This is a genomic window from Deinococcus sp. YIM 77859 (genome assembly GCF_000745175.1).
Classification (GTDB): domain Bacteria; phylum Deinococcota; class Deinococci; order Deinococcales; family Deinococcaceae; genus Deinococcus.
The window spans coordinates 790,765-809,957 of the sequence record NZ_JQNI01000002.1; the positions used below are offsets into that span (position 1 = coordinate 790,765).

The 19,193-nt window shown below is 67.3% G+C and carries 16 protein-coding genes; 13 read left to right on the forward strand and 3 right to left on the reverse strand.

What is annotated here, in order from left to right:
- Positions 1-29 precede the first annotated feature (29 nt).
- The 5 genes from EI73_RS03985 to EI73_RS04005 all read left to right on the forward strand — a co-directional run bounded on the left by EI73_RS03985 (position 30) and on the right by EI73_RS04005 (position 4,064).
- The gene (locus tag EI73_RS03985) at positions 30-398 is read left to right on the forward strand and encodes a phage holin family protein (RefSeq protein ID WP_034384481.1); all 369 of its coding nucleotides are present in this window, start codon (positions 30-32) and stop codon (positions 396-398) included.
- Positions 399-403: 5 nt separating this feature from the next.
- A complete protein-coding gene (panC, locus tag EI73_RS03990; RefSeq protein WP_231557345.1) occupies positions 404-1,291 on the forward strand; it encodes a pantoate--beta-alanine ligase in 888 nt (295 codons plus the stop codon).
- 9 nt (positions 1,292-1,300) lie between these two features.
- Positions 1,301-1,771 carry a transcription elongation factor GreA gene (gene greA / locus EI73_RS03995; protein WP_034384483.1) on the forward strand — a complete coding sequence of 157 codons (471 nt, stop codon included), beginning with the start codon at positions 1,301-1,303 and terminating at the stop codon, positions 1,769-1,771.
- 137 nt (positions 1,772-1,908) lie between these two features.
- Entirely contained in the window at positions 1,909-3,441 is a 1,533-nt protein-coding gene (gene malQ, locus EI73_RS04000) for a 4-alpha-glucanotransferase (RefSeq protein ID WP_034384485.1), read from the forward strand.
- Positions 3,442-3,491: 50 nt separating this feature from the next.
- Positions 3,492-4,064: a cob(I)yrinic acid a,c-diamide adenosyltransferase gene (locus EI73_RS04005; protein WP_034384487.1), complete on the forward strand. Its 573-nt coding sequence runs from the start codon at positions 3,492-3,494 to the stop codon at positions 4,062-4,064.
- A 29-nt stretch (positions 4,065-4,093) separates the two neighbouring features.
- On the opposite strand, the gene EI73_RS04010 is transcribed toward EI73_RS04005, so the two are convergent.
- Positions 4,094-5,188, reverse strand: a complete 1,095-nt coding sequence (locus EI73_RS04010; protein ID WP_034384489.1) for an N-acetylmuramoyl-L-alanine amidase — start codon at positions 5,186-5,188, stop codon at positions 4,094-4,096.
- Between the two features lie 123 nt (positions 5,189-5,311).
- Here EI73_RS04010 and EI73_RS04015 point away from each other — a divergent pair, with 123 nt between their 5' ends.
- On the forward strand, positions 5,312-5,929 hold the full coding sequence (locus tag EI73_RS04015; protein ID WP_034384490.1) for a hypothetical protein: 618 nt from the start codon (positions 5,312-5,314) through the stop codon (positions 5,927-5,929).
- A gap of 22 nt (positions 5,930-5,951) precedes the next feature.
- On the opposite strand, the gene EI73_RS04020 is transcribed toward EI73_RS04015, so the two are convergent.
- The gene (locus EI73_RS04020; RefSeq protein WP_051935406.1) at positions 5,952-6,620 is read right to left on the reverse strand and encodes an HD-GYP domain-containing protein; all 669 of its coding nucleotides are present in this window, start codon (positions 6,618-6,620) and stop codon (positions 5,952-5,954) included.
- A gap of 140 nt (positions 6,621-6,760) precedes the next feature.
- On the opposite strand from EI73_RS04020, the gene EI73_RS04025 reads away from it, so the two are divergent.
- The 5 genes from EI73_RS04025 (at position 6,761) to EI73_RS04045 (ending at position 14,633) form a co-directional block, all read left to right on the forward strand.
- Positions 6,761-7,558, forward strand: coding sequence for a TIGR00282 family metallophosphoesterase (locus EI73_RS04025; protein ID WP_034384491.1), 798 nt, complete (start codon positions 6,761-6,763; stop codon positions 7,556-7,558).
- 90 nt (positions 7,559-7,648) lie between these two features.
- Positions 7,649-10,129, forward strand: a complete 2,481-nt coding sequence (locus EI73_RS04030) for a phosphoenolpyruvate carboxylase (protein WP_034384493.1) — start codon at positions 7,649-7,651, stop codon at positions 10,127-10,129.
- 27 nt (positions 10,130-10,156) lie between these two features.
- Positions 10,157-11,611 carry an alpha-amylase family glycosyl hydrolase gene (locus EI73_RS04035; protein WP_034384494.1) on the forward strand — a complete coding sequence of 485 codons (1,455 nt, stop codon included), beginning with the start codon at positions 10,157-10,159 and terminating at the stop codon, positions 11,609-11,611.
- A 96-nt stretch (positions 11,612-11,707) separates the two neighbouring features.
- On the forward strand, positions 11,708-13,339 hold the full coding sequence (locus EI73_RS04040) for a chloride channel protein (protein ID WP_034384495.1): 1,632 nt from the start codon (positions 11,708-11,710) through the stop codon (positions 13,337-13,339).
- A gap of 55 nt (positions 13,340-13,394) precedes the next feature.
- The gene (locus EI73_RS04045; RefSeq protein WP_034384496.1) at positions 13,395-14,633 is read left to right on the forward strand and encodes an MFS transporter; all 1,239 of its coding nucleotides are present in this window, start codon (positions 13,395-13,397) and stop codon (positions 14,631-14,633) included.
- Between the two features lie 430 nt (positions 14,634-15,063).
- On the opposite strand, the gene EI73_RS04050 is transcribed toward EI73_RS04045, so the two are convergent.
- Positions 15,064-15,801 (reverse strand): amino acid ABC transporter ATP-binding protein, encoded by a 738-nt coding sequence (locus EI73_RS04050; protein WP_034384497.1) that lies wholly within the window; start codon positions 15,799-15,801, stop codon positions 15,064-15,066.
- Positions 15,802-15,931: 130 nt separating this feature from the next.
- Here EI73_RS04050 and EI73_RS04055 point away from each other — a divergent pair, with 130 nt between their 5' ends.
- Together EI73_RS04055 and EI73_RS04060 are read left to right on the forward strand one after the other, a co-directional pair.
- On the forward strand, positions 15,932-16,885 hold the full coding sequence (locus tag EI73_RS04055; RefSeq protein WP_034384499.1) for a TAXI family TRAP transporter solute-binding subunit: 954 nt from the start codon (positions 15,932-15,934) through the stop codon (positions 16,883-16,885).
- Between the two features lie 84 nt (positions 16,886-16,969).
- The gene (locus EI73_RS04060) at positions 16,970-19,141 is read left to right on the forward strand and encodes a TRAP transporter permease (protein ID WP_197050739.1); all 2,172 of its coding nucleotides are present in this window, start codon (positions 16,970-16,972) and stop codon (positions 19,139-19,141) included.
- The last annotated feature ends 52 nt before the right edge of the window (positions 19,142-19,193 follow it).

The following is a 19,193-nucleotide window of genomic DNA, read 5'->3' on the forward strand; positions in this document are numbered from 1 at the left end:
CCCGCCACCCAGCGCCGTATGCTCAGCGTATGGGCTTTCTGATTCGGCTGCTGGTGAACGCGCTGGCCCTGTACCTTGTGACGCGGCTGTACGCGGGGGTCACCTTTGCGCCTGGTGCGGACGCGGTGAGCATCCTGCTTGCGGCGCTGGTGCTGGGGGTGGTCAATGCGCTTATTCGCCCCGTTCTGCTCCTCCTGAGTCTCCCGCTCAACCTGTTGACGCTGGGGCTCTTTACCCTGGTGGTCAATGGCGTGGTGCTGTGGCTGGTGGCGAGCGTCACGGCCCTGGACGTGGCGGGCTTGGGCGCGGCCATTGTGGGCGCACTGATTCTGACGGTGGTGAGCTGGGTGCTGGACGGCCTCGTGAACGCGCTGGGGCTGGACGGGGGCCGCGATTGACGCCGCTGGTGGTCAAGACCCCGCAGGCGCTGCGGGAGGCACTGACAGACAAGGGCCGCGTGGGATTTGTCCCCACCATGGGGTACCTGCACGAGGGGCATGGGGCTTTGATCCGCCGAGCTCGCTCGGAGTGTGACACCGTGGTCGTGAGCGTCTTCGTCAACCCGAAGCAGTTTGGTGTGAACGAGGATCTCAGCCGCTACCCGCGCGACCTGCAGCGTGACCTCACGGTCGCGGGGGCAGCGGGGGCGGCCCTGCTGTTTCATCCCGACGTCGACACGATGTACCCGCCGGGCTACGCGACCACCGTAGCGGTCGGCGGCGCGTCGGAGCCGCTGGAGGGAAGCGCGCGTCCGGGCCACTTTGCCGGTGTGGCGACGGTGGTGCTCAAGCTCCTGAATATCGTCCGGCCCGAGCGAGCATACTTCGGAGAAAAGGACTGGCAGCAGCTCGCGGTGGTGCGGCAGATGGTGCGCGACCTGAATGTACCGGTCGAGATTGTGGGCGTGCCGACGGTACGCGAAGTCTCGGGGCTGGCCCTCAGCAGCCGCAACAGCTACCTGACGCCGGAGCAGCGGGAGCGGGCCGCTGTCCTTTCCCGCGCGCTGCGGGCCGTGCAGGCGGCAGCCGAAGCGGGCGAACGTGACGCCGCTCGTTTGCGGCAGGCCGGGCTCGCCGTGTTGCAAACAGAACCGGAGGTGCAGCTCGATTACCTGGCGATCGTGGACCGTGACCTCAGGGAACGCGAGCGGGTGGAACTGGACCCTTTGGCCCGCGTGCTGATCGCAGCCCGGATGTTCGGCGTGCGGCTCATCGACAATCTGCCGCTCTTTGAACCCCTCCCCTCGGGGCTGGACGAAGCAGAAGCGCTCAGCGGCACGGGTGGCCTATAATTGGCCGCTATGACAAAAGCACGCATCCCCATGACCCGGCGGGGTTACGAAAAGTTGCGGGAAACCCTGGAATACCTCAAGACCACCCGGCGCGAGCAGATCAGCGAGTACATGGGCTCGGCGATTGCGGACGGCGACCTGCGCGAAAGCGCAGCGTACGACGAGGCGCGGATGCAGCAGAGCGAGAACGAGGCGCGCATCCTTGAGCTCGAAGACCAGCTTGAACGCGCCCAAATCATCGAGGAGGACGCCTCGGGCGGCATCGGTCTGGGCGCCAAGGTCCGCGTTCGTGACGAAAAGGGCAACGAGCGGCAGTTCGAGCTTGTCGGCACCTACGAGGTCGACGTCCTCCGGGGCAAGATCAGTGACGCCAGCCCAATCGGCCAGGCCCTCAGCGGCAAACGTGCGGGGGAAACGGTCACCGTGCCGCTGCCCAAAGGGCCAGCAACCTTCGAAGTGCTGGAAGTCAAGTACGAGTAAGGGCGCAGGGTGAGGCCGCAGGAGCGAGGGAAAACAAAGCCAAGGCTGAAGCGCCGTTTTCCTAGCACCTCCCGCCTCGCCCCGCATGCTCCTTTTCTGGAATCACTTCCAACACCCATTCCCCCTGGAGGAATCCCATGACCATCAAGCGTTCGAGCGGTATCCTGCTGCATCCCACCAGCCTCCCGGGGCCCTACGGGATCGGGGAGCTGGGCGCGTCCGCGCGGCAGTTCGTGGACTGGCTGGCGCAGGCCGGACAGACGTACTGGCAGGTGTTGCCGCTTGGCCCGACCGGGTACGGGGACAGCCCGTACCAGGCGTTCAGTGCCTTTGCCGGAAACCCCTACCTCATCGATCTGACGACACTGCATGAGGAAGGGCTACTCCAGGCGAGCGACTTTGCGGGGATGCCCGACTTCAGCCCCGCTCGGGTGGACTTCGGAATGCAGTACGTGTGGCGCACCCAGATGCTCACGCGCGCGCATGCCCACTTCGTCTCTGGGGCGCATCCCGAGCTGCGGGCCGAGTTCGAGGCCTTTGCGGCAGAAGAAGCCGCGTGGCTGGACGACTACGCCCTGTTCATGGCCCTCAAGGACGTCCACGGGGGGCTCCCTTGGAATGCCTGGGAGCCGGCCACCCGTGACCGCGAGCCGGAGGCGCTCGCCCGAGCCCGCGAACAGCTTGCTCCGGCCATCGAGCGGGTGAAGTTCATCCAGTTCCTGTTTTTTCGGCAGTGGCGAGCGCTCCGCGCGTATGCCCGCGAGCGAGGAATTCAGATCATCGGAGACATCCCCATCTTCGTGGCGCTGGATTCCAGCGACGCCTGGGCAAACCGCGAGCAATTTCATTTCGACGAGCAGGGCCAACCGACCGTGGTCGCGGGCGTGCCGCCCGACTACTTCAGCGAGACGGGGCAACTGTGGGGCAATCCGCTCTACCGCTGGGACGTGATGGAGCGCGACGGCTTCCGTTGGTGGACCTGGCGGTTCCGGGGCAGCCTGAAGCTGTACGATCTGATTCGCGTCGACCACTTCCGGGGCTTTGCCGCCTACTGGGAGATTCCTTATCCCGCCGAGACCGCCGTGCATGGCCAGTGGGTGCCGGCCCCCGGCCACGCGCTTCTCAAGGCGGTCCAGGAAGCCCTGGGCGACATGCCGATCATCGCGGAGGACCTGGGTGTGGTGACGCCCGACGTCGAGCAGCTGCGCGACGACTTCGCGCTGCCCGGCATGGCCGTGCTGCAATTCGCCTTTGGCGGCGGCGACTTCAGCGTGAATGCCTTTTTGCCGCACAACCTGCGGGCAAACCAGGTCGTATACACCGGCACCCACGACAACGACACCTCGCGCGGCTGGTGGCAGAATGCGGACGAGCAGGAGCGGCAGAATTTTCGCGCCTACACCCAGACGCAGCCCAGCGAGGAGACATTCGCCTGGCAGCTCACCCAGCTCGCGTTCGCCAGTCGCCCCAATCTCGCCGTCGTGCCCCTGCAGGACGTGCTGAACCTGGGCAGCGAAAGCCGCATGAACCTGCCCGGCACCAGCGGCCCCCACAACTGGACCTGGCGATTTGACGCGACGCAGCTGCGTCCGGAACTCGCCCTGCAACTGCGCGAGCTCACGGAGAAGACAGGTCGACTCCCGGGGCAGGAGGTGGGTCGCGGCGGGTAGGCTCGACCTTGTGGGCCCAGTGCGGGCCATCACCCTCTACCCTGTCTGCCATGAAGCTCTATACCAGAACGGGTGACCAAGGCACCACCGGTCTCTACGGCGCCGACCGGGTCAGCAAGGGGCACGCGCGGGTCGAAGCCTACGGCACAGTGGATGAACTCAACAGCGTCCTGGGGCTGGCACGGGCCCACAACGGGCACAGCGAGCCGCCGAACGCCGTCTTGGACGCGGACCTGGAGTACCTCCAGAATGCGCTGTTCGACCTGGGCGCAGACCTCGCGACCCGGCAGGAGAGCCCGTACGCGAAAAATCTCAGCCGCATTGACGCGGAGGACGTCTCCTTTTTGGAGGCGATGATCGACCGCTATCAGGATCAGGCTCCGCCCTTTACGGGGTTTGTGCATCCCGGCGGCACGCCAACAGCTGCGGCCCTGCACGTGGCCCGTACCGTTGCTCGCCGTGCCGAGCGGGAGGTGATTCGCCTTGCCCAGGAGGAGGCGATCAATCCCCAGGTTCAGGTGTACCTCAACCGCGTCTCCGACCTGCTGTTTGTGATGGCGCGCGCGGCCAACCAGGCAGCGGGCATCAGCGAGCAGGCGTGGACCGTGAAAAAGCGGCGCTAGGCAGCTCCCTTGCGCGGTCTACGGGTAGCTCACTTCATGTTCAAAAAGTCCAGGATGGCCCGGGCGATGGCGTGCGCGATTCGGTCGCGGTAGGCCGGCTGGGCGAGGCGGGGGCCCTCTACGGGGCTGGAACCAAAGCCGATCTCGATCAGAATGGCAGGCGTGGTGGGATTACGAATCACGTAAAAGGCGTCGGTCTGGACGCCACGGTCATAGGCCCCGGTCGCAGCGATGAGGCGGGACTGGACCTTTTGAGCGAGCTGGCGGGAAAAGGCGAGCTTGGCCTGGGCAAGAAGGTCACCGAGCAGGTTCTGGGCGCTGCTGGCTGCCTGCCGGGTCAGTTCCTGACCGATGCTGCCGCCACCGTTTTCCGCGATGGCGAGGCTGCGGTTTTGCCCGCCCAGCGGCTGTCCGAAGTAGTAGGTCTCGATGCCGTGCGCGGCCGGGTTCACCGAGGCATTCACGTGAATGCTGACAAAGGCGCTGGTGTTCGCGTTGCTGGCGAGCCTGGAGCGGGCGTCGAGGTCAGCGGCTTTGTTCGGATGGAGGTGGCGGTCCGTCTCGCGCGTCATCACCACATCCACACCATGCCGGCGCAGTTCGTCGCGCACCCGTAGGGCCACGTCGAGCGTAATCTGCTCCTCCTGGACCCAGCGGCTTTGCATTCCCGGGTCGTTGCCGCCGTGTCCGGGGTCCAGCACCACACGGGGCCGCGTGACCTTGGTCGTGCTTGCCGGGCGTGTCACCGCCGTCGGTCGGGCGGGGGCAGCGGCGACCCCGGCAGAGGAACGGGCGGGCACGTCGATCACCAGGCGGGCACCCTGACCGTCCCGCGGCGGCAGCACACTCACCTGAGCCCGGGTGTACCCCTTTGCCAGAGTGACGGTCACCGTGCCGCCCGCTACGGCGTAGGCAGTCACCCCGGGCGCATTCAATTTGCCCTGCGCGGCGGGGAGGGTCAGGCCCAGTTTGACGGTGACGCTCTGCCCGGTGACCTTGGTCTGGGCGGTGGTGGCGCGGGGCAGGTCGAAGACCACCCGCGTGTAGCCCTCATGGGTCCCCACGCGGGGCGCGGCGAACACTGTGGACGCCGCGAGGAGCAGGAGAAGAAGGAGACGCTTCACTGGGGCGAGTGTACCGCCAGCGGGCGCAGAAAGAACCACAGCCGCGCCGAAACCGGGCTCCTTCTGAACCGGAGCTGACGCGTTCGCTCACACCGCTCAGGGGCGGGGCGCTAGCCTGGGTCCATGCAGCGTCCTCTTCTTTCCCTGCTGGCCGCGCTGACGCTGGGCACCGGCAGCGCGGTCACCTTTGGTGGGCTGAATGTCACGCCGCGCGGACCACAGAATCTCAATCTGGAAACGGGCGCGACCCACTTCCCCCAGGGGGGCACCGTCAGCGATGCCCGCAGCGGTCTGAAACTGACCGCCGGACACCTGGAACTCCAACCCGGCGAACGCCTCAGCGCCAAGGCAGCGACGCTGACCACCCGCCAGGGCGGCACGCTGCGCGCCCCGAACGTCACGTATGACCTTCAGCGGGGGACCCTCACGGCGTCGGGTGGCGTCACCTACACGGACGCACGGCTCAAACAGCTCACGGCGGACCAGTTGGTGCTGCATCTGAAGACCGGCTTTGTCACGGCGCGGGGCAGCGTCAAGGCCGCGGCTCCTGCCCTCAGCGCGCAAACGCTGACCTTGGACACCCGCACGGCCCAGGCCCTGCTGAGCGGACAGGCTCGCCTCACCGCCCAGGCCGCCCCGGTGCCCACCCTGCTGCTGACCTTTAGTGGCAACCGCCTGCTGCGTGTCCAGCCCAACCCCGACGCCTCCACCCTGCGCCGGTTCGCACCCTATCTGGAGTGAGCCTTTGGCGCTTTCCTAGAGGCTACGGCTGGGGCCGGAATCCATCGACCTCCCGCGTACGGGTCCAGGCGAGCAGATGCGGAAAGCCCAGCACGTGCCCCACAAAGAGTCGGGTGAGCTCCGGGTCAAACTGCCGCCCAACCTCCGCAAGCAGGTAGAGGGCCGCCTGTTCGGTCGTCCAGGCCGCCTTGTACACCCGGCGATTCGTCAGGGCGTCGTACACATCTGCCAGGGCGACGATGCGCGCACTCAGGGGAATGGCGGACCCGTACAGGCCCAGCGGGTACCCCTGGCCGTCCCAACGCTCGTGGTGGTGCCGCACCGCGTGCAGCGTCTCCTGCGGCAGCCAGGGCAGTCCGGCAAGCCGCGCTACCCCCCAGTCGGGGTGCTGGCGGATCGTCTGCTGTTCTAGGGGATCAAGCGGCCCGGGTTTCTGGAGAATCGCTGGCGGCACCTGCTCCTTGCCGATGTCGTGCAGCGCCGCTCCCCAACGCACTGCGCGCACCCGGCGGGCAGGAAGCCTCAGCGCCCGTGCCAACTGTTCGGCGCGGGCCATGGTCCGCCGCGGATGGCCCTCTTGTCCGTCCTCCTGCCACAGGCACAGCAGGTGAATGGCCGTGTCCAGAACGGCGCAGCGCGGAACCAGGGGCAGGGCAGTGGCCCTCGCTCGGTCGCCCAGCTGCTCAAGCACGAACCCTCCGCTGCGGACCTGGGCCAACGCCGGGGCGGCGGTCGCGGAGGTGAGGCAGGGCAACCATACAGGCTTAGCCTAAAGCTTCCCCTGTGAGGGGGGCGTGATGAAGGGCTTCTGCGTCACGCTAAGGTGACGTCATGCTGCGCGTGCTGTTTGTGGGCGACGTCTACGGGCAACCGGGCCGCCGAATCCTGGGAACCCACCTCCCGACCCTGCGTCCCCGGTTTGACTTCGTGATCGTGAATGGTGAGAACGCCGCCGGAGGCTTTGGCCTCCACCGTGAAGCCGCCGAAGCGATCCTGCGGGCGGGGGCCGACTGCATCACCCTGGGAAACCACGCCTGGCACCACAAGGACGTGTACTCGCTTCTGCTGGACGAGGCGAGCTACCCCATCGTGCGGCCGCTGAACACCAGCGACCCCGGAACGCCGGGCGTGGGCTGGCGCACCTTTGAGGTGCTGGGCGCCTCCGGGGAACAAGAACGTCTGACGGTGGTCAACCTCCTGGGCCGGGTCTTTATGGAGCCGGTCGCCAACCCCTTTCTCGCCATGGATGAACTCCTTCAGCGGCCCGACCTCGGCCACGTGTTCGTAGACCTGCATGCGGAGGCGACCAGCGAAAAAGCCGCGCTCGCCTGGTACCTCGACGGGCGGGTCGCCGCGGTGATCGGCACCCATACCCACGTGCCAACCGCCGACACGCGCCTCCTGCCCCGGGGAACAGGGTTTCAAACGGACGCGGGCTTGACCGGGCCGTCCCGTAGCGTGATTGGGGCCGACCCGCAGGGCCCGATTCAGAAATTCCTGACCGAGCGGCCCCACCGCTTCAGCGTGGCAGGGGGTCCGGCAGAGCTCAACGGCGTCGCCCTGGAACTCTCGGACAACCGCACCCTGCGCATTGAGCGGGTGCACCTCACCGAAGCGGGAGAGGAGTAGAGGAGGCCAAACCCCCGCGCGAAGTTGTCCTCACACCTGCCACCGGCTGTGTTCCGCCGCCGTCTATGCTGCCTCGCATGGGAGCGGCACATGAATATCAGGAGTGACGTGAACGTCCTGGGGCGCACGCTGGGGCAGGTGCTCAAGGAACAGGAGGGCGAGGCGTTCTTCGACCTGGTGGAGCGCACGCGTGCTCTGGTGCGCGAGGTGCGCGCCGGGGGCAACGACACCGAACTGCGCGAGCTGCTCGCCAGCCTCGACGCGCGGACAGCCGGAAACCTGGTGCGCGCCTTTACCTGGTACTTCCAGCTCGTGAACCTGGCCGAGGAGCATGAGCGGGTGCGGGTGCTCTCGAGCCGCCAGGGCGTGCGGCCCCAGAGCCTAGAAGAGGCCCTCACGGAACTGCGTGAGCAGGGCGTGAGCGCTGAGGAGGCAGAAGCCCTGCTCGCGCGGTTGAACCTGGGGCTGACCTTTACCGCCCACCCCACGGAGATGCGCCGCCGCACCGTTCGCAGTCATCTGGTGGAGATCGCGCGGGATCTCCCCCACCTGGAGGGGGAAGCGCTGGAGCGGGTCGCCGCCCACGTCGAGGCGCTGTGGGGAACGCCGGAGCTGCGCCGCCTGAAACCCACCGTGCTGGACGAGGTCAAGGGCGGGCTCCACTACGTCGCCTCCATTGCCCAGGCGCTGCCCGAATTGCAGCGGGACCTGCGCCGGGCCTTTCAGCGGGTGTACGGGCGCGCAACAAGCGCCGTTTTGCCCCTTTCTTTCTCCTCGTGGATGGGCGGGGACCGGGACGGCAATCCCTTTGTGACGCCAGAAGCCACCCGCGAGGCCCTCACGCTCCACCGCGAACGGGCGCGCGACCTGCTGCTCGCGGCGGTGCGGCAGGCGTACACGGACCTCAGCCAGGAGAACCTGGACCCGCCGGACCAGACCTCGTACCGCACGGAGCTGCGCGCGCTGTATGGCGCGGTGCGGGATGGCGAGCCGGTTGACCTTTTGCCCCGCCTAGAAGCGCTGAGGGCCCGGCTGGAGGAAGATGGGCAGCACCGCAGTGCCGACCTGCTGCTCACGCCGCTCCTCACCGTCGCGCGGGTGTTCGGCCAGCATTTGGTGAGCCTAGATATCCGCGAGCACAGCGCACAGGTGGGAGCAGCGGTCGCGCGCCTGCTCGCAGAGGCCGGGGGAGAACCCAACTACCTGAACCTCCCCGAGCACGCCAAACAGGAGGTGCTGACCCGCGAACTCCGCTCGCGCCGCCCCCTGTGGCCTGCTGGGGAAGCGCTCCCCGAGGAGCTCGAGCGGGCGATTGGGCCCATCCGCGAGGTGCAGGCCGCCACCCGCCTGGTCGGCGCGCGCGCCTTTGGCCGGTACATCATCAGCATGAGCGAGAGCGTCAGCGACGTGCTTGAACCCCTCCTGCTGGCCCGCGAGGTGGGCTTTAGGGTGTTGCCGGTGCCGCTGTTCGAGACGCTCGACGACCTCACCCGCGCTCCGCAGATCGTGTGGGAACTGCTCGCTCTCCCCGAGTACCGCCGGGTGTTGGGTGAAGACGTGCAGGAGATTATGCTGGGCTACAGCGACTCCAACAAGGACGCAGGCTTCTTGGCGGCCAACTGGGCGCTGCACGAGGCACAACGCACCATCAGTGACGTGTGCCGCCGCGCGGGCGTTCGCTGGCGCTTTTTCCATGGTCGGGGGACCTCCATTGGGCGTGGTGGCGGCCCGGCCTCACGCGCGATCCTGGGACAACCCGCCGGAACGATCGACGCGGGCATTCGCATCACCGAGCAGGGGGAGGCGCTGGCGGACAAATACAGCCATCCCGTCTTGGCGCGGCGCAACCTGGAACAGGCGCTGTACGGCCTGCTCCTGGCCGCTGCCCGCCCCGCCCAAAACCCTCCGGCGGAGTGGACGGAAGCGCTGGCCCGCGCCGCCCACGCCAGCGCACGGGCCTACCGCGCCCTGGTGAATGACCCCGAGTTTCTGCCCTTTTTTGAGGCGGTCACGCCCATTCACGAGATCGCTCGGCTCAACATCGCCTCCCGACCGGTGCGCCGCTCCGGTGCGCCCACCCTCTCCAACCTGCGCGCGATCCCCTGGGTGATGAGTTGGACGCAAAACCGCGCCAACCTGCCCGGCTGGTACGGCCTGGCCGAAGGGCTGCGCGAGATCGGCCCGGACCTCGCCCGGCAGATGTACGCCCAGTGGCCCTTTTTCCGCACGGTGCTCGACAACGCCCAGATGAGCCTCGCCAAGAGTGACTTTCTGATCTTTGCCGAGTACCTGCGCCTGGCGGAGCCGTCGCGCCTCGCGCGGAAGTTGGCAGACGCCTACCACGAGACGGTCCGGCGAGTACAGGAGGCTGTGGGCGGCGAGCTGCTGGCCAACGAACCCAGGCTGCGCGAGAGCATCGGGCTGCGCAATCCGTACATCGATCCCATCCACCGCATTCAAGCTGAGCTCCTGCGCCGTGCCCGCAGCGAGGAAGGCGGCCTCGACCGCTATGAGCGGCCCCTGCTGCTCAGCCTCCAGGGGATCGCCGCCGGGGTTCGGAACACGGGGTAAGGCGCCTTCTCCCCTTAGCATGTTCCTATGCGCCGCTTTCCTCTCTGTGCCGCGCTGCTTGCCTCGCTGGCCAGCGCGCAGACCTCCCCGCTTCGGCCGTCCTTTGAAGGGCAGGTGATCTACCAGGTGATGCCTGACCGGTTTGCGGACGGCAATGCGGCAAACAACGCTGGCGTAGACCGTTCGGACCCGCGGGCCTGGCACGGTGGGGACCTCGCGGGCCTGACGGCAAAGCTCCCCTACCTTCAGGCGCTGGGAGCAACAGCGGTATGGCTGACGCCCATCTACCGGCAACAGGCGACAAACAGCTTCGGCACCGCGCCCTACCACGGGTACTGGCCCGCCGACTTCCGGGAGGTCGACCCACACTTCGGAACGCTCGCGGAGTTCGAGACCTTTGTGAAAGCGGCGCATGGAGCGGGCATGCGCGTGGTCCTCGACCAGGTGATCAACCACTACGGCTACGCGGCAGAAGCCGTTCAGAAACGTCCGGCGTGGTTTAACGGGCAGGCGGAGTGCAGCGAGGCACGCGACAAGGACGTGAATTGCCCGCTTGCCGGCTTGCCCGACCTGAAGCAGTCGCACCCCGAGGTACGCACGCTCCTCCTGGGCAACGCGGACTTCTGGCGCGCGCGGGGCGTAGACGGCTTCCGGTACGACGCGATCAAACACGTGGAGCAGCCCTTTGTACAGGACCTGCTCGCTCGGGACCGCGCGGCGGGCACCTGGACTCTGGGCGAATGGTACGGGGCCGACACCGGCACGGTGGCCGAGTGGCAGCGAGCGGGCTTTGACAGCCTGTTTCACTTCAGCCTTCAGGAGGCGATGCGCCAGAGCATCATGGGCGGCCAAAGCCTGAGCCGAGTCGTGAACGTGCTCTCGCGCCAGGACGAGTTGCCCCGGCCAGGCGAGGTGGCGCTGTTTTTGGACAACCACGACGTTCCCCGCTTCGCACAGGGCTCGCTCTTTGCTGACCAGGCTCAAGCCCGGACCCGCTACGGCCTGCGCGCTCTGATGACCCTCCGGGGGGTGCCGGTGATCTGGCAGGGCACCGAGATCGCCATGCGGGGCGGCGAGGACCCCGACAACCGCCGCGACATGCGCTTCGAGAACGAGTGGACCCCGGCGGAGCGGCAGGTCTTTGAGGCGGCGCGAAACGCGATCGCTGCCCGCAAGGCCAGCCGCGCCCTCAGCGTGGGGACGCAAAAGCTCCTGCCCGTGCCCACCCCGCTGGCAGATGACCTCCTGCTGTTGACCCGTGAGCACGGGGCTGAACGCGTCCTTGTCGCCTGGCATAACGGCAAGACGCGAAAAACGTACAGCCTTCGCCTGAAGAGCCTGGGCTTGCAGGGAGACACCCAGACCGTCACCGCCAGCCTGTTTGGAGGTCAGGACGCCAAGCTCAGCGTGAGCGGCGGTTGGCTGCACCTCAGCCTGCCGGGAGAGGACGCAGCGGCGTTTGAGCTCCGGGTGAAGCGTTAGAGCGGGGGCAAGCGGCAAAACCTCCTCGGACGCGCTGGGCTTGTCCGGCAGGCCTAGCCCCTTCTCCCTTGGTCCTCCCTGCTACCATACTTCCCGATGCGTTCTCCCCTGCCGCGCGCCGTCTTGATCCGCTTGGAAACCGGACGCCTGGTGGTGCTGAGCGTGCTGCTGGGCGTGCTCGTGGGCGGCTTGTGTCTGCCGCTGCGCCTCGCGCTGGACGTGCTGCTCGAACTGGCCGCGCAGGTGGTGGGCTATGCACCGCCCGGCACACCCGGCGAGGGCGGACTGCTGATGGCCTTCGGCACAGCGGTGCCCTGGGGCCTGCTGGCCCTGCCGCTCGTGGGGGCAGCGTATGTCTGGCTGGTGCCGGGCGAGGCGGGTGACCCCCTGACCCAACTGGTGCGCGGCTACCACGCGCGGGGACAGTGGCCGGGGGTAGGGCGGCAACTGCGCACCCTGGCGGGCACCCTGCTGGGCCACGCGGCAGGCTTGCTGGTGGGCCGGGACGCCCCCTTTACGCTCGTGGGCCAACTGGGCACGCGGTTGCTGCGCCAGGCAACCCGGCTCGACGCAGTGGAGACGCGCACGCTCACGCTGGCCGGGTCAGCAGCTGCCCTGGGTGCCGTGCTGCACGCGCCCCTGGCTGCCGCCGTCCTGATTGCCGAGGTGTTGTACCGCCGCTTTGAGTTCGAGTTCGAGGTGCTGATGCCCTGCGTGTTGGCCGCTGTGGCGGGGTACGCCGTGTACGGCGCCGCTTTCGGGTTCACGCCGCTCTTTAGCGTAGAAGCCTTGCAGGTGCCCGCTCTGGCGCAGCTTCCAGCCTTCCTGGGGGTGGCCCTGGGGGTGACCGGGGTGGGGTGGGCTTCGCTGCTGGCCTGCCGGGTCATCCCCGCGAGCTGGACAACCGGCCCCTGGCGTCCGCTGCTGGGCGGCGCATTTGGCCTGCTGACGGCGGCGGCGGCGCTGTGGAGCACGCCCGCCGTGCTGGGGGACGGGGCAGGCTGGGTGCAACTGGGGCTCGCGGGGTTTTTGGGGCCAGAAAGCCTGGGGAGCGGCGCGTGGCGCTGGGTGCTGCTCGCGCTGGGTGCACGGCTGGCCTTTGGCGGCGGCGTTCTGCCCTCTGTGGGTGTGGGGGGACTCCTGGGGGTCGGCCTGGGCACCCTGCTGGGCACGGATCCAGCGGTCGCCACCCTGGTGGGCGCCGTCGCGTTTCTGACGGTGACACTCAACGTTCCGGTGGCAGCAGCGCTGCTGGCCGTGACCTGGGGCGGTGACGCGCTGTTGCCCGCCGCCCTGCTCACCGCCGGCTTGGCCCACCTTGTCAGTGGGGAGTCGAGTCTGCTGCCCGGTCAGGCCCGGTCGCGGGCCACCAGCGGCGCGCGGGTCGGTGTCCCGTTGCTGCCCGAAGGCGTGCGCTTTGTGCCGCGCCGCCAGGCTTCCCCCGCAAGCCCCCTGCACGCACCCTTGCCCGACAGCGAGGGGGGCCCTGTTCCCCTCACCTCCGAGCAGGAACTGTATCGCCGAGCGGTGCCGCCCAGTTGGCAGGGGGCCCGCGTGTCGGTTCTGGCTCTCCCCCCCGGCGTGGAGGTGGTGGGGCTCGTTCGGGACGGCACGGTTCGCGTCCCCCGTCCTGAAACCCGCCTCACCGCCGAGGATGAACTCGTCTTTCTGGCCCGCCCGGAGGCCTACGCTGCCCTGGAGGGTGTGCTGAGGCTGCCCGGATCGTAGAGCCGCTGTCTCGCCATCCCGAACAGGCTCAGGCCACGCTGCGCATAATGCCCGCGTGACTGCCGCCCGTTCCTCCCGCCCCACCTGGACACCGAGTGAACGCCTGGGAATCCTCAACGGCTGGCTGGTGTTTCTGGGAGACGGCTTCCTGAGCGTCTCCGTCGTGATCACGGGCTTCGCAGCACGCTTGGGAGCTCCCAATGCGGTGATCGGGCTGCTGCCGGGTATCGCGGCGGGCGGGTGGATGCTGCCCCAGCTGCTGGTGGCGGCGCGGGTGCGCTCTCTTCCGTACAAGCTGCCGGTCTACCGTTCCGCCGCGTTGGTGCGCATGCTGACCTATCTGGCGATGGTGGTGGTCGCCGCCACGCTGGCCGGGCAGCCCACGCTGTGCCTGGCCCTTTTCGTGCTCGCGATGCTGCTCAATGCGCTCGCGTCCGGCGTGGCGGGGCTGCCCTTTCTGGAAGTGGTGAGCAAGACCGTGCCCCCGGAACGCCGTGCCCGTTTCTTTGGCCTGCGGAACCTGTACGGGGGCCTTTTGGCGTTTGGAGCCGGCCTGGTCGTGCGCGGGATTCTGGGCTCGGACCTCGACTTCCCCCTCAACTACGCCCTGATTTTCCTGCTGGGAACCGTTGCCTACACGGTGGGCTACGGCGTCTTCGGACGCGTCAGCGAGCCCCCGGATCCCCCCCTGCCGCCCGGCAACTTTCGGGACGAGCTGCGGGCCATTCCCCAAACACTGCAAGACCGGTACTTCCGGGCCTTTTTGGTCGTGCGCCTGCTCCTCGCCTTTGCGAGCATGTGCGAGCCGTTTTACGCGGTGTATGCCCTGCGTGAGCTGAACTACCCGGCCGCCACCTTGGGCACCTTTGTCATGGCGCTCACTGGAGCAGCGCCCCTCTCCAACGTGGTGTGGCAGCGCGTGGCCGAGCGCAAGGGCTCAAGGCGCATCATCCGCTACGCGGCCTTTTTTGCGGGTCTCGCCCCACTGGTCGCCCTTGCCGTCGGCACCGCGGGCCTGAGCCCCTGGGCCTACCTGCTGGTGTTCATCCTCTCCAGCGTAGCCCTACAGGGGTTCAACCTGGGCCACACCAACCACCTGCTCAACCTCGCGCCGCCCGAAGCTCGCAGCCGCTACATCGGCACCCTCAACACCCTGGTGGGCATGGCCCTCTTCGCTCCTGTCCTGGGCGGCCTGTTGGCCGACGCCGCTGGCTACCGGGCTGTGTTCCTGCTCAGTGCCGCCCTGTTCGCCGCCGCGTGGTGGCAGTGCGGAAAGCTGCGGCGGGACGCGTGAGGGCAGTTACTCTCCCACACGGCGGCCCTCCTCGTCCACCACCTTCGTCCCCATGGTCGGCACGACATCGGTGTTGTGCGCGGAAGCGCAGCGCCAGCCGTCCGGGCCCCCGTGAACCACGAACGTACAGATGTTCTGCCGGGTTCAGGCTCATGCGGGCATGGACAACGGCGATCTCCTCCGCCAGCCACTTGACCCTCGCGGTCAGCAGCCGGAGGGTGGACGGAGAGAAGATGCGCGTCAGCCCGTAGTCGTGCCGGACGTGCCACCAGCGGCCGACCACGTTCACGAATTCTGCGTCCTCGTCGAGGATAGATGCCAGCCGGTCGGGGTCGCGGTCGTTCCAGGCCTCGACGAACACGGCAGGAATGCTCTCCGGACGGCTGAACGGCGTCCCATGGGTTGGAGGCTCCAGCCTGGGAGAGGGGCCTCAGTGGCCGAGGATCTTGCTGAGAAAGGCCTGGGCGCGTTCGTGCTGGGGGTGGGTGTAAAAGGCTTCGGGCGTCGTGTCCTCCACAATCTGCCCGCGATCAAAAAACAAAATCCGGTCCGCCACCTCCCGCGCAAACCCCATCTCGTGCGTCACCACCAGCATCGTCATCCCCGACCGTGCCAGCTCCTTCATCACGTCCAGCACCTCCTTGATCATCTCCGGGTCCAGGGCACTGGTCGGCTCGTCAAACAGCATCACCTTGGGATCCATCGCCAGCGCCCGCGCAATCGCCACCCGCTGCTGCTGCCCCCCCGAGAGCTGCGCCGGGTACTTGTGGGCCTGTTCCTCGATCCCCACCCGCCGCAGCAGCTCGAGTGCCCGCCCCTCGGCCTCGGCGCGGCTCTGCTTGCGCACCCGGGTGGGGGCCAGGGTGATGTTTTCGAGCACCGTCAGGTGCGGAAAGAGATTAAAGGACTGGAAGACCATGCCGACCTCGCGGCGGATCTCGTCGAGGTGCCCCTTGCCGTCGAGGGGGATGCCGTCGATGGTGATGCTGCCCTGATCGTGGGGATCGAGGGCGTTGAGGGTGCGAATAAAGGTGCTTTTGCCGCTGCCCGAGGGGCCGATGATCACCACCACTTCGCCCGGCTGCACCGTTAGGCTCACCCCCCGCAGCGCATGAAAGCTCCCGAAGTGCTTGTGCACGTCCCGCGCCACGATGATTGGTTCTGACATGGGGCGAAGTGTACACGCTGGCGGGGCGGGAACCCTCGCGGGTGTATGGAAACGGCTCCACAGCGGCCTGTGGTAGAATTTTTAGGCTACAGCGACCGTCTAAGCAACCTCGTAAGAAGAAGGAGTCTTCATGAAGCGCATCACTGCTGTTTTGCTGTTGGGTACCGCGGCTCTCGCCCTCGCGCAGGGCACCACGTTTCTCACGATCGGTTCGGGCAGCACCACCGGGGTGTATTTCCCGGTCGCGACCGGCATGGCGAAGATGATCAACGATGCCGGGGCGGGCGTGCGGGCTAACGCGCGCTCGACGGGCGGCAGCGTCTTTAACGTGAACGCGCTTGCCAGCGGCGAACTTGACGCCGCTATCGCCCAAAACGACATCGTGTACTACGCCTACAAGGGGACTGGCCTCCCGGCTTTCCAGGGCAAGGCCAACAACAAGCTGCGGACCATGGCGGTGCTGTACCCGGAAGTGCTCCACGTGGTCGCGCGCAAGGACGCGGGCATCAACACCATCGCCGACCTCAAGGGCAAGCGTGTCGTGATCGGCGACCTCGGATCGGGGACCGAGCAGACCGCCAAGCAGGTGCTGGAAGCCTATGGCCTGGGCTTTGACGACCTGGGGCAGGCGCTGCGCGTGTCGCCCGCGCAGGGCATCACCCTGATGCAGGATAAGCGCGCCGATGCCCTCTTCTATACGGTGGGGGTGGGGGCCAGCGCCATCAGCCAGATCGCGCAGACGGTGGACGTGAAGCTGGTGCCCGTCAGCGGCAACCAGGCGGCCAGCCTCATCAAGAAGTACCCCTTCTATGTCCGCCACAACATTCCTGCCCGCAGCTACAAGGGCGTGGGCGCGACCATTCCCAGCGTCGCGGTGCAGGCCACCCTGGTGACCACCACCGCCGTGCCGGAAGACGCTGTCTACAAGGCGATGAAGGCTGCCTTCGGCAACGAGACGGCCCTGAAGGCGCTGCACCCCAGCCTGAGCGCCTTCACCTACGACAAGGCCGTCAAGGGTCTGCCTGCTCCCCTGCACCCCGGCGCCGTGAAGTTCTTCCGGGAAAAGGGCCTGAACGTCAAGTAAGCGGCCCAGAGGCCAACGCCAAGGGGCCAGCCCGCGTGAAACAAGGCGGCTGGCTCCTTTTTTCGGAGAGGAAATGAGGAAGATATGAGTGATCCGACCAGACCTGTTTCCAGTGACCCGGCTCTGGACCAGAGCGGGATGACCGAGGGCGAGCGGCGGGCGCTCGAGATGGTCGAGGCCGCCGAAACAGGAGGACGCAAGCTCTTCGGCTGGCAGAAGCTGCTCGTCAGCGTGGTGGCGCTGGCGTGGTGCGCCTTTCAGCTCTATGCCGCGCAGGTCGGGACGCTTGACCTGCTGCTGCTGCGCGCTGCGCACCTGGCTTTTGCCTTTGCGCTGGCGTACCTGGTGTTTCCCTTTCGCAAAACGCCAGGGCAGCCGCAGGGGCGCGTGCCCTGGTATGACTGGCTGCTGGGCACGCTCGCCGTCGGCTCGGCCGTGTACCTGATCGTGCGGTACCCCAGCATCGCGGGTGTGCAGGGGGGCGTCCTGAACGGGATAGACGTGTGGATGGGCAGCGCGATGATCGTGCTGCTGCTGCTCGCCGCGTGGCGCACCATCGGCATCGCCATGCCCATTGTGGCCGGCGTATTTATCCTGTACGCCCTCACCGGACCGCGCGGTCTGATTCGTGGCGATCTGGGGCCGCAACTTCAGCTGCACGCGGGGCAAACCTGGCCGCAGGTGGTGGGACAGCTCTATGCCAACACCGAGGGCATCTTCGGCACGGCCATTGGTGTGAGCGCCCAGATCGTCTTTCTGTTCGTGCTGTTCGGGGCGGTGTTTGACAAACTGGGCGCGGGCGAGTGGTTCATGAAGGTCGCTCAGGGGCTGCTGGGAGGCTTTCGGGGCGGCCCGGCCAAGGCCAGCGTGCTCTCCAGCGCGCTGAACGGCATCATCAGCGGCTCGGCGGTCAGCAACGTGGTGACGGGCGGCAACATCACCATCGGCACCATGAAGCGGGTGGGTTACTCTGCGGAAAAGGCCGGGGCCATCGAGGTCGCGAGCAGTTCCAACGGGCAACTGATGCCCCCGGTGATGGGCGCAGCCGCCTTTATCATGGCGCAAAACCTCAACATCGAGTACCGTTCGCTCATCCTGGCGGCCGCCATTCCCGCGTTTCTGTGTTACGGGGCACTGCTGGTGGTCACGCACATCGAGGCGCTGAAGCTGGGGCTGCGGGGGCTCCCCCGCCACGAGTTGCCGCGTGTGCGGCAGACGCTGCTCGCCGGGTGGTACTACCTCATTCCGCTGGGCTACCTGATCGGTACCTTGACCGTCAACCCGGAAGCGATTCCCGAGCGGATCGCCCTGAACACGATCTACCTGATGATCGTCATGATGTTCATACAGGAGGCGTGGCGGGCCAGCCGCGACGGGCGCACCATCGGCCGCGGTCTGCTCGACGGGGGGCGGATGCTGGTGGAGGCGCTGGAAGCGGGAGCCAGGAGCATGATCGGCATCGCCATCGCCACCGCCGCTGCCGGGATCATCGTGGGGATCGTGACCATCACCGGGCTGGGCTTCGGGCTCGCGGACATCGTACAACTGGTCAGCGAGGGATTCCGGTCCTTGCTGGCAGGTGTCGCGGGTCTACTGCCCGGCGTGAACGCCACTGCCGTCGCGACCTTTGGCGCGATGCTGGTCGTCCTCCTGATGGCGCAGCTGATCGCCCTCATTCTGGGAATGGGCCTGCCCACCACCGCCAACTACATCCTGATGAGCGCGCTGATCGTGCCCATCATCGCCCGCATTGCCGGGCTAGACACCACCAACCCCGCCCAAATGCTCCCTGTTCATATGTTCGTCTTCTACTTCGGCATCATGGCGGACTCCACCCCGCCCGTCGCGCTTGCGGCCTTTGCTGCCGCCGCCATCTCTGGGGGGAATCCGGTTGCTACGGGGGTACAGGCGTTCCAGTACGAATTGCGAACCGCCCTGCTGGCCTACATGATGTTTTTCAACCCGTCGCTGCTCCTGATCGCCGGTAACCGCCTGGGCGGCGTGCCCTGGACGGAGGCCATCCCGATGGTCATCTTCGCCTTTATCGGCCTGGTCGCCTTTAGCGCAGCCACCCTGCGCTTCCTTCACCGCCGCACGACCATCCTCCAGACGCTGCTGCTGCTGGTCGCGTCCTTTATCCTGATCATTCCCACACACATCCTGTGGAACCTCGCCGCCCTCGGCCTGATCGCCCTGGTGTACTTCTGGCAGAAGGCGGGCAGCCGAAATGAGCCGCCGGCGGTCGTGGCCGCGTAACGGCCCCCGACCCGCAAGACCCCCAGCCAAGCGGGCTGGGGGCCTATTTTTG

What these genes read in the sequence shown, in the direction of transcription:
- EI73_RS03985 (WP_034384481.1), top strand. Translation starts at nt 30, where the DNA reads ATGGGCTTTCTGATTCGGCTGCTGGTGAACGCGCTGGCCCTGTACCTT.
- greA (WP_034384483.1), top strand. Translation starts at nt 1,301, where the DNA reads ATGACAAAAGCACGCATCCCCATGACCCGGCGGGGTTACGAAAAGTTG.
- malQ (WP_034384485.1), top strand. Translation starts at nt 1,909, where the DNA reads ATGACCATCAAGCGTTCGAGCGGTATCCTGCTGCATCCCACCAGCCTC.
- EI73_RS04005 (WP_034384487.1), top strand. Translation starts at nt 3,492, where the DNA reads ATGAAGCTCTATACCAGAACGGGTGACCAAGGCACCACCGGTCTCTAC.
- EI73_RS04015 (WP_034384490.1), top strand. Translation starts at nt 5,312, where the DNA reads ATGCAGCGTCCTCTTCTTTCCCTGCTGGCCGCGCTGACGCTGGGCACC.
- EI73_RS04025 (WP_034384491.1), top strand. Translation starts at nt 6,761, where the DNA reads ATGCTGCGCGTGCTGTTTGTGGGCGACGTCTACGGGCAACCGGGCCGC.
- EI73_RS04030 (WP_034384493.1), top strand. Translation starts at nt 7,649, where the DNA reads ATGAATATCAGGAGTGACGTGAACGTCCTGGGGCGCACGCTGGGGCAG.
- EI73_RS04035 (WP_034384494.1), top strand. Translation starts at nt 10,157, where the DNA reads ATGCGCCGCTTTCCTCTCTGTGCCGCGCTGCTTGCCTCGCTGGCCAGC.
- EI73_RS04040 (WP_034384495.1), top strand. Translation starts at nt 11,708, where the DNA reads ATGCGTTCTCCCCTGCCGCGCGCCGTCTTGATCCGCTTGGAAACCGGA.
- EI73_RS04050 (WP_034384497.1), bottom strand. Translation starts at nt 15,801, where the DNA reads ATGTCAGAACCAATCATCGTGGCGCGGGACGTGCACAAGCACTTCGGG.
- EI73_RS04055 (WP_034384499.1), top strand. Translation starts at nt 15,932, where the DNA reads ATGAAGCGCATCACTGCTGTTTTGCTGTTGGGTACCGCGGCTCTCGCC.
- EI73_RS04060 (WP_197050739.1), top strand. Translation starts at nt 16,970, where the DNA reads ATGAGTGATCCGACCAGACCTGTTTCCAGTGACCCGGCTCTGGACCAG.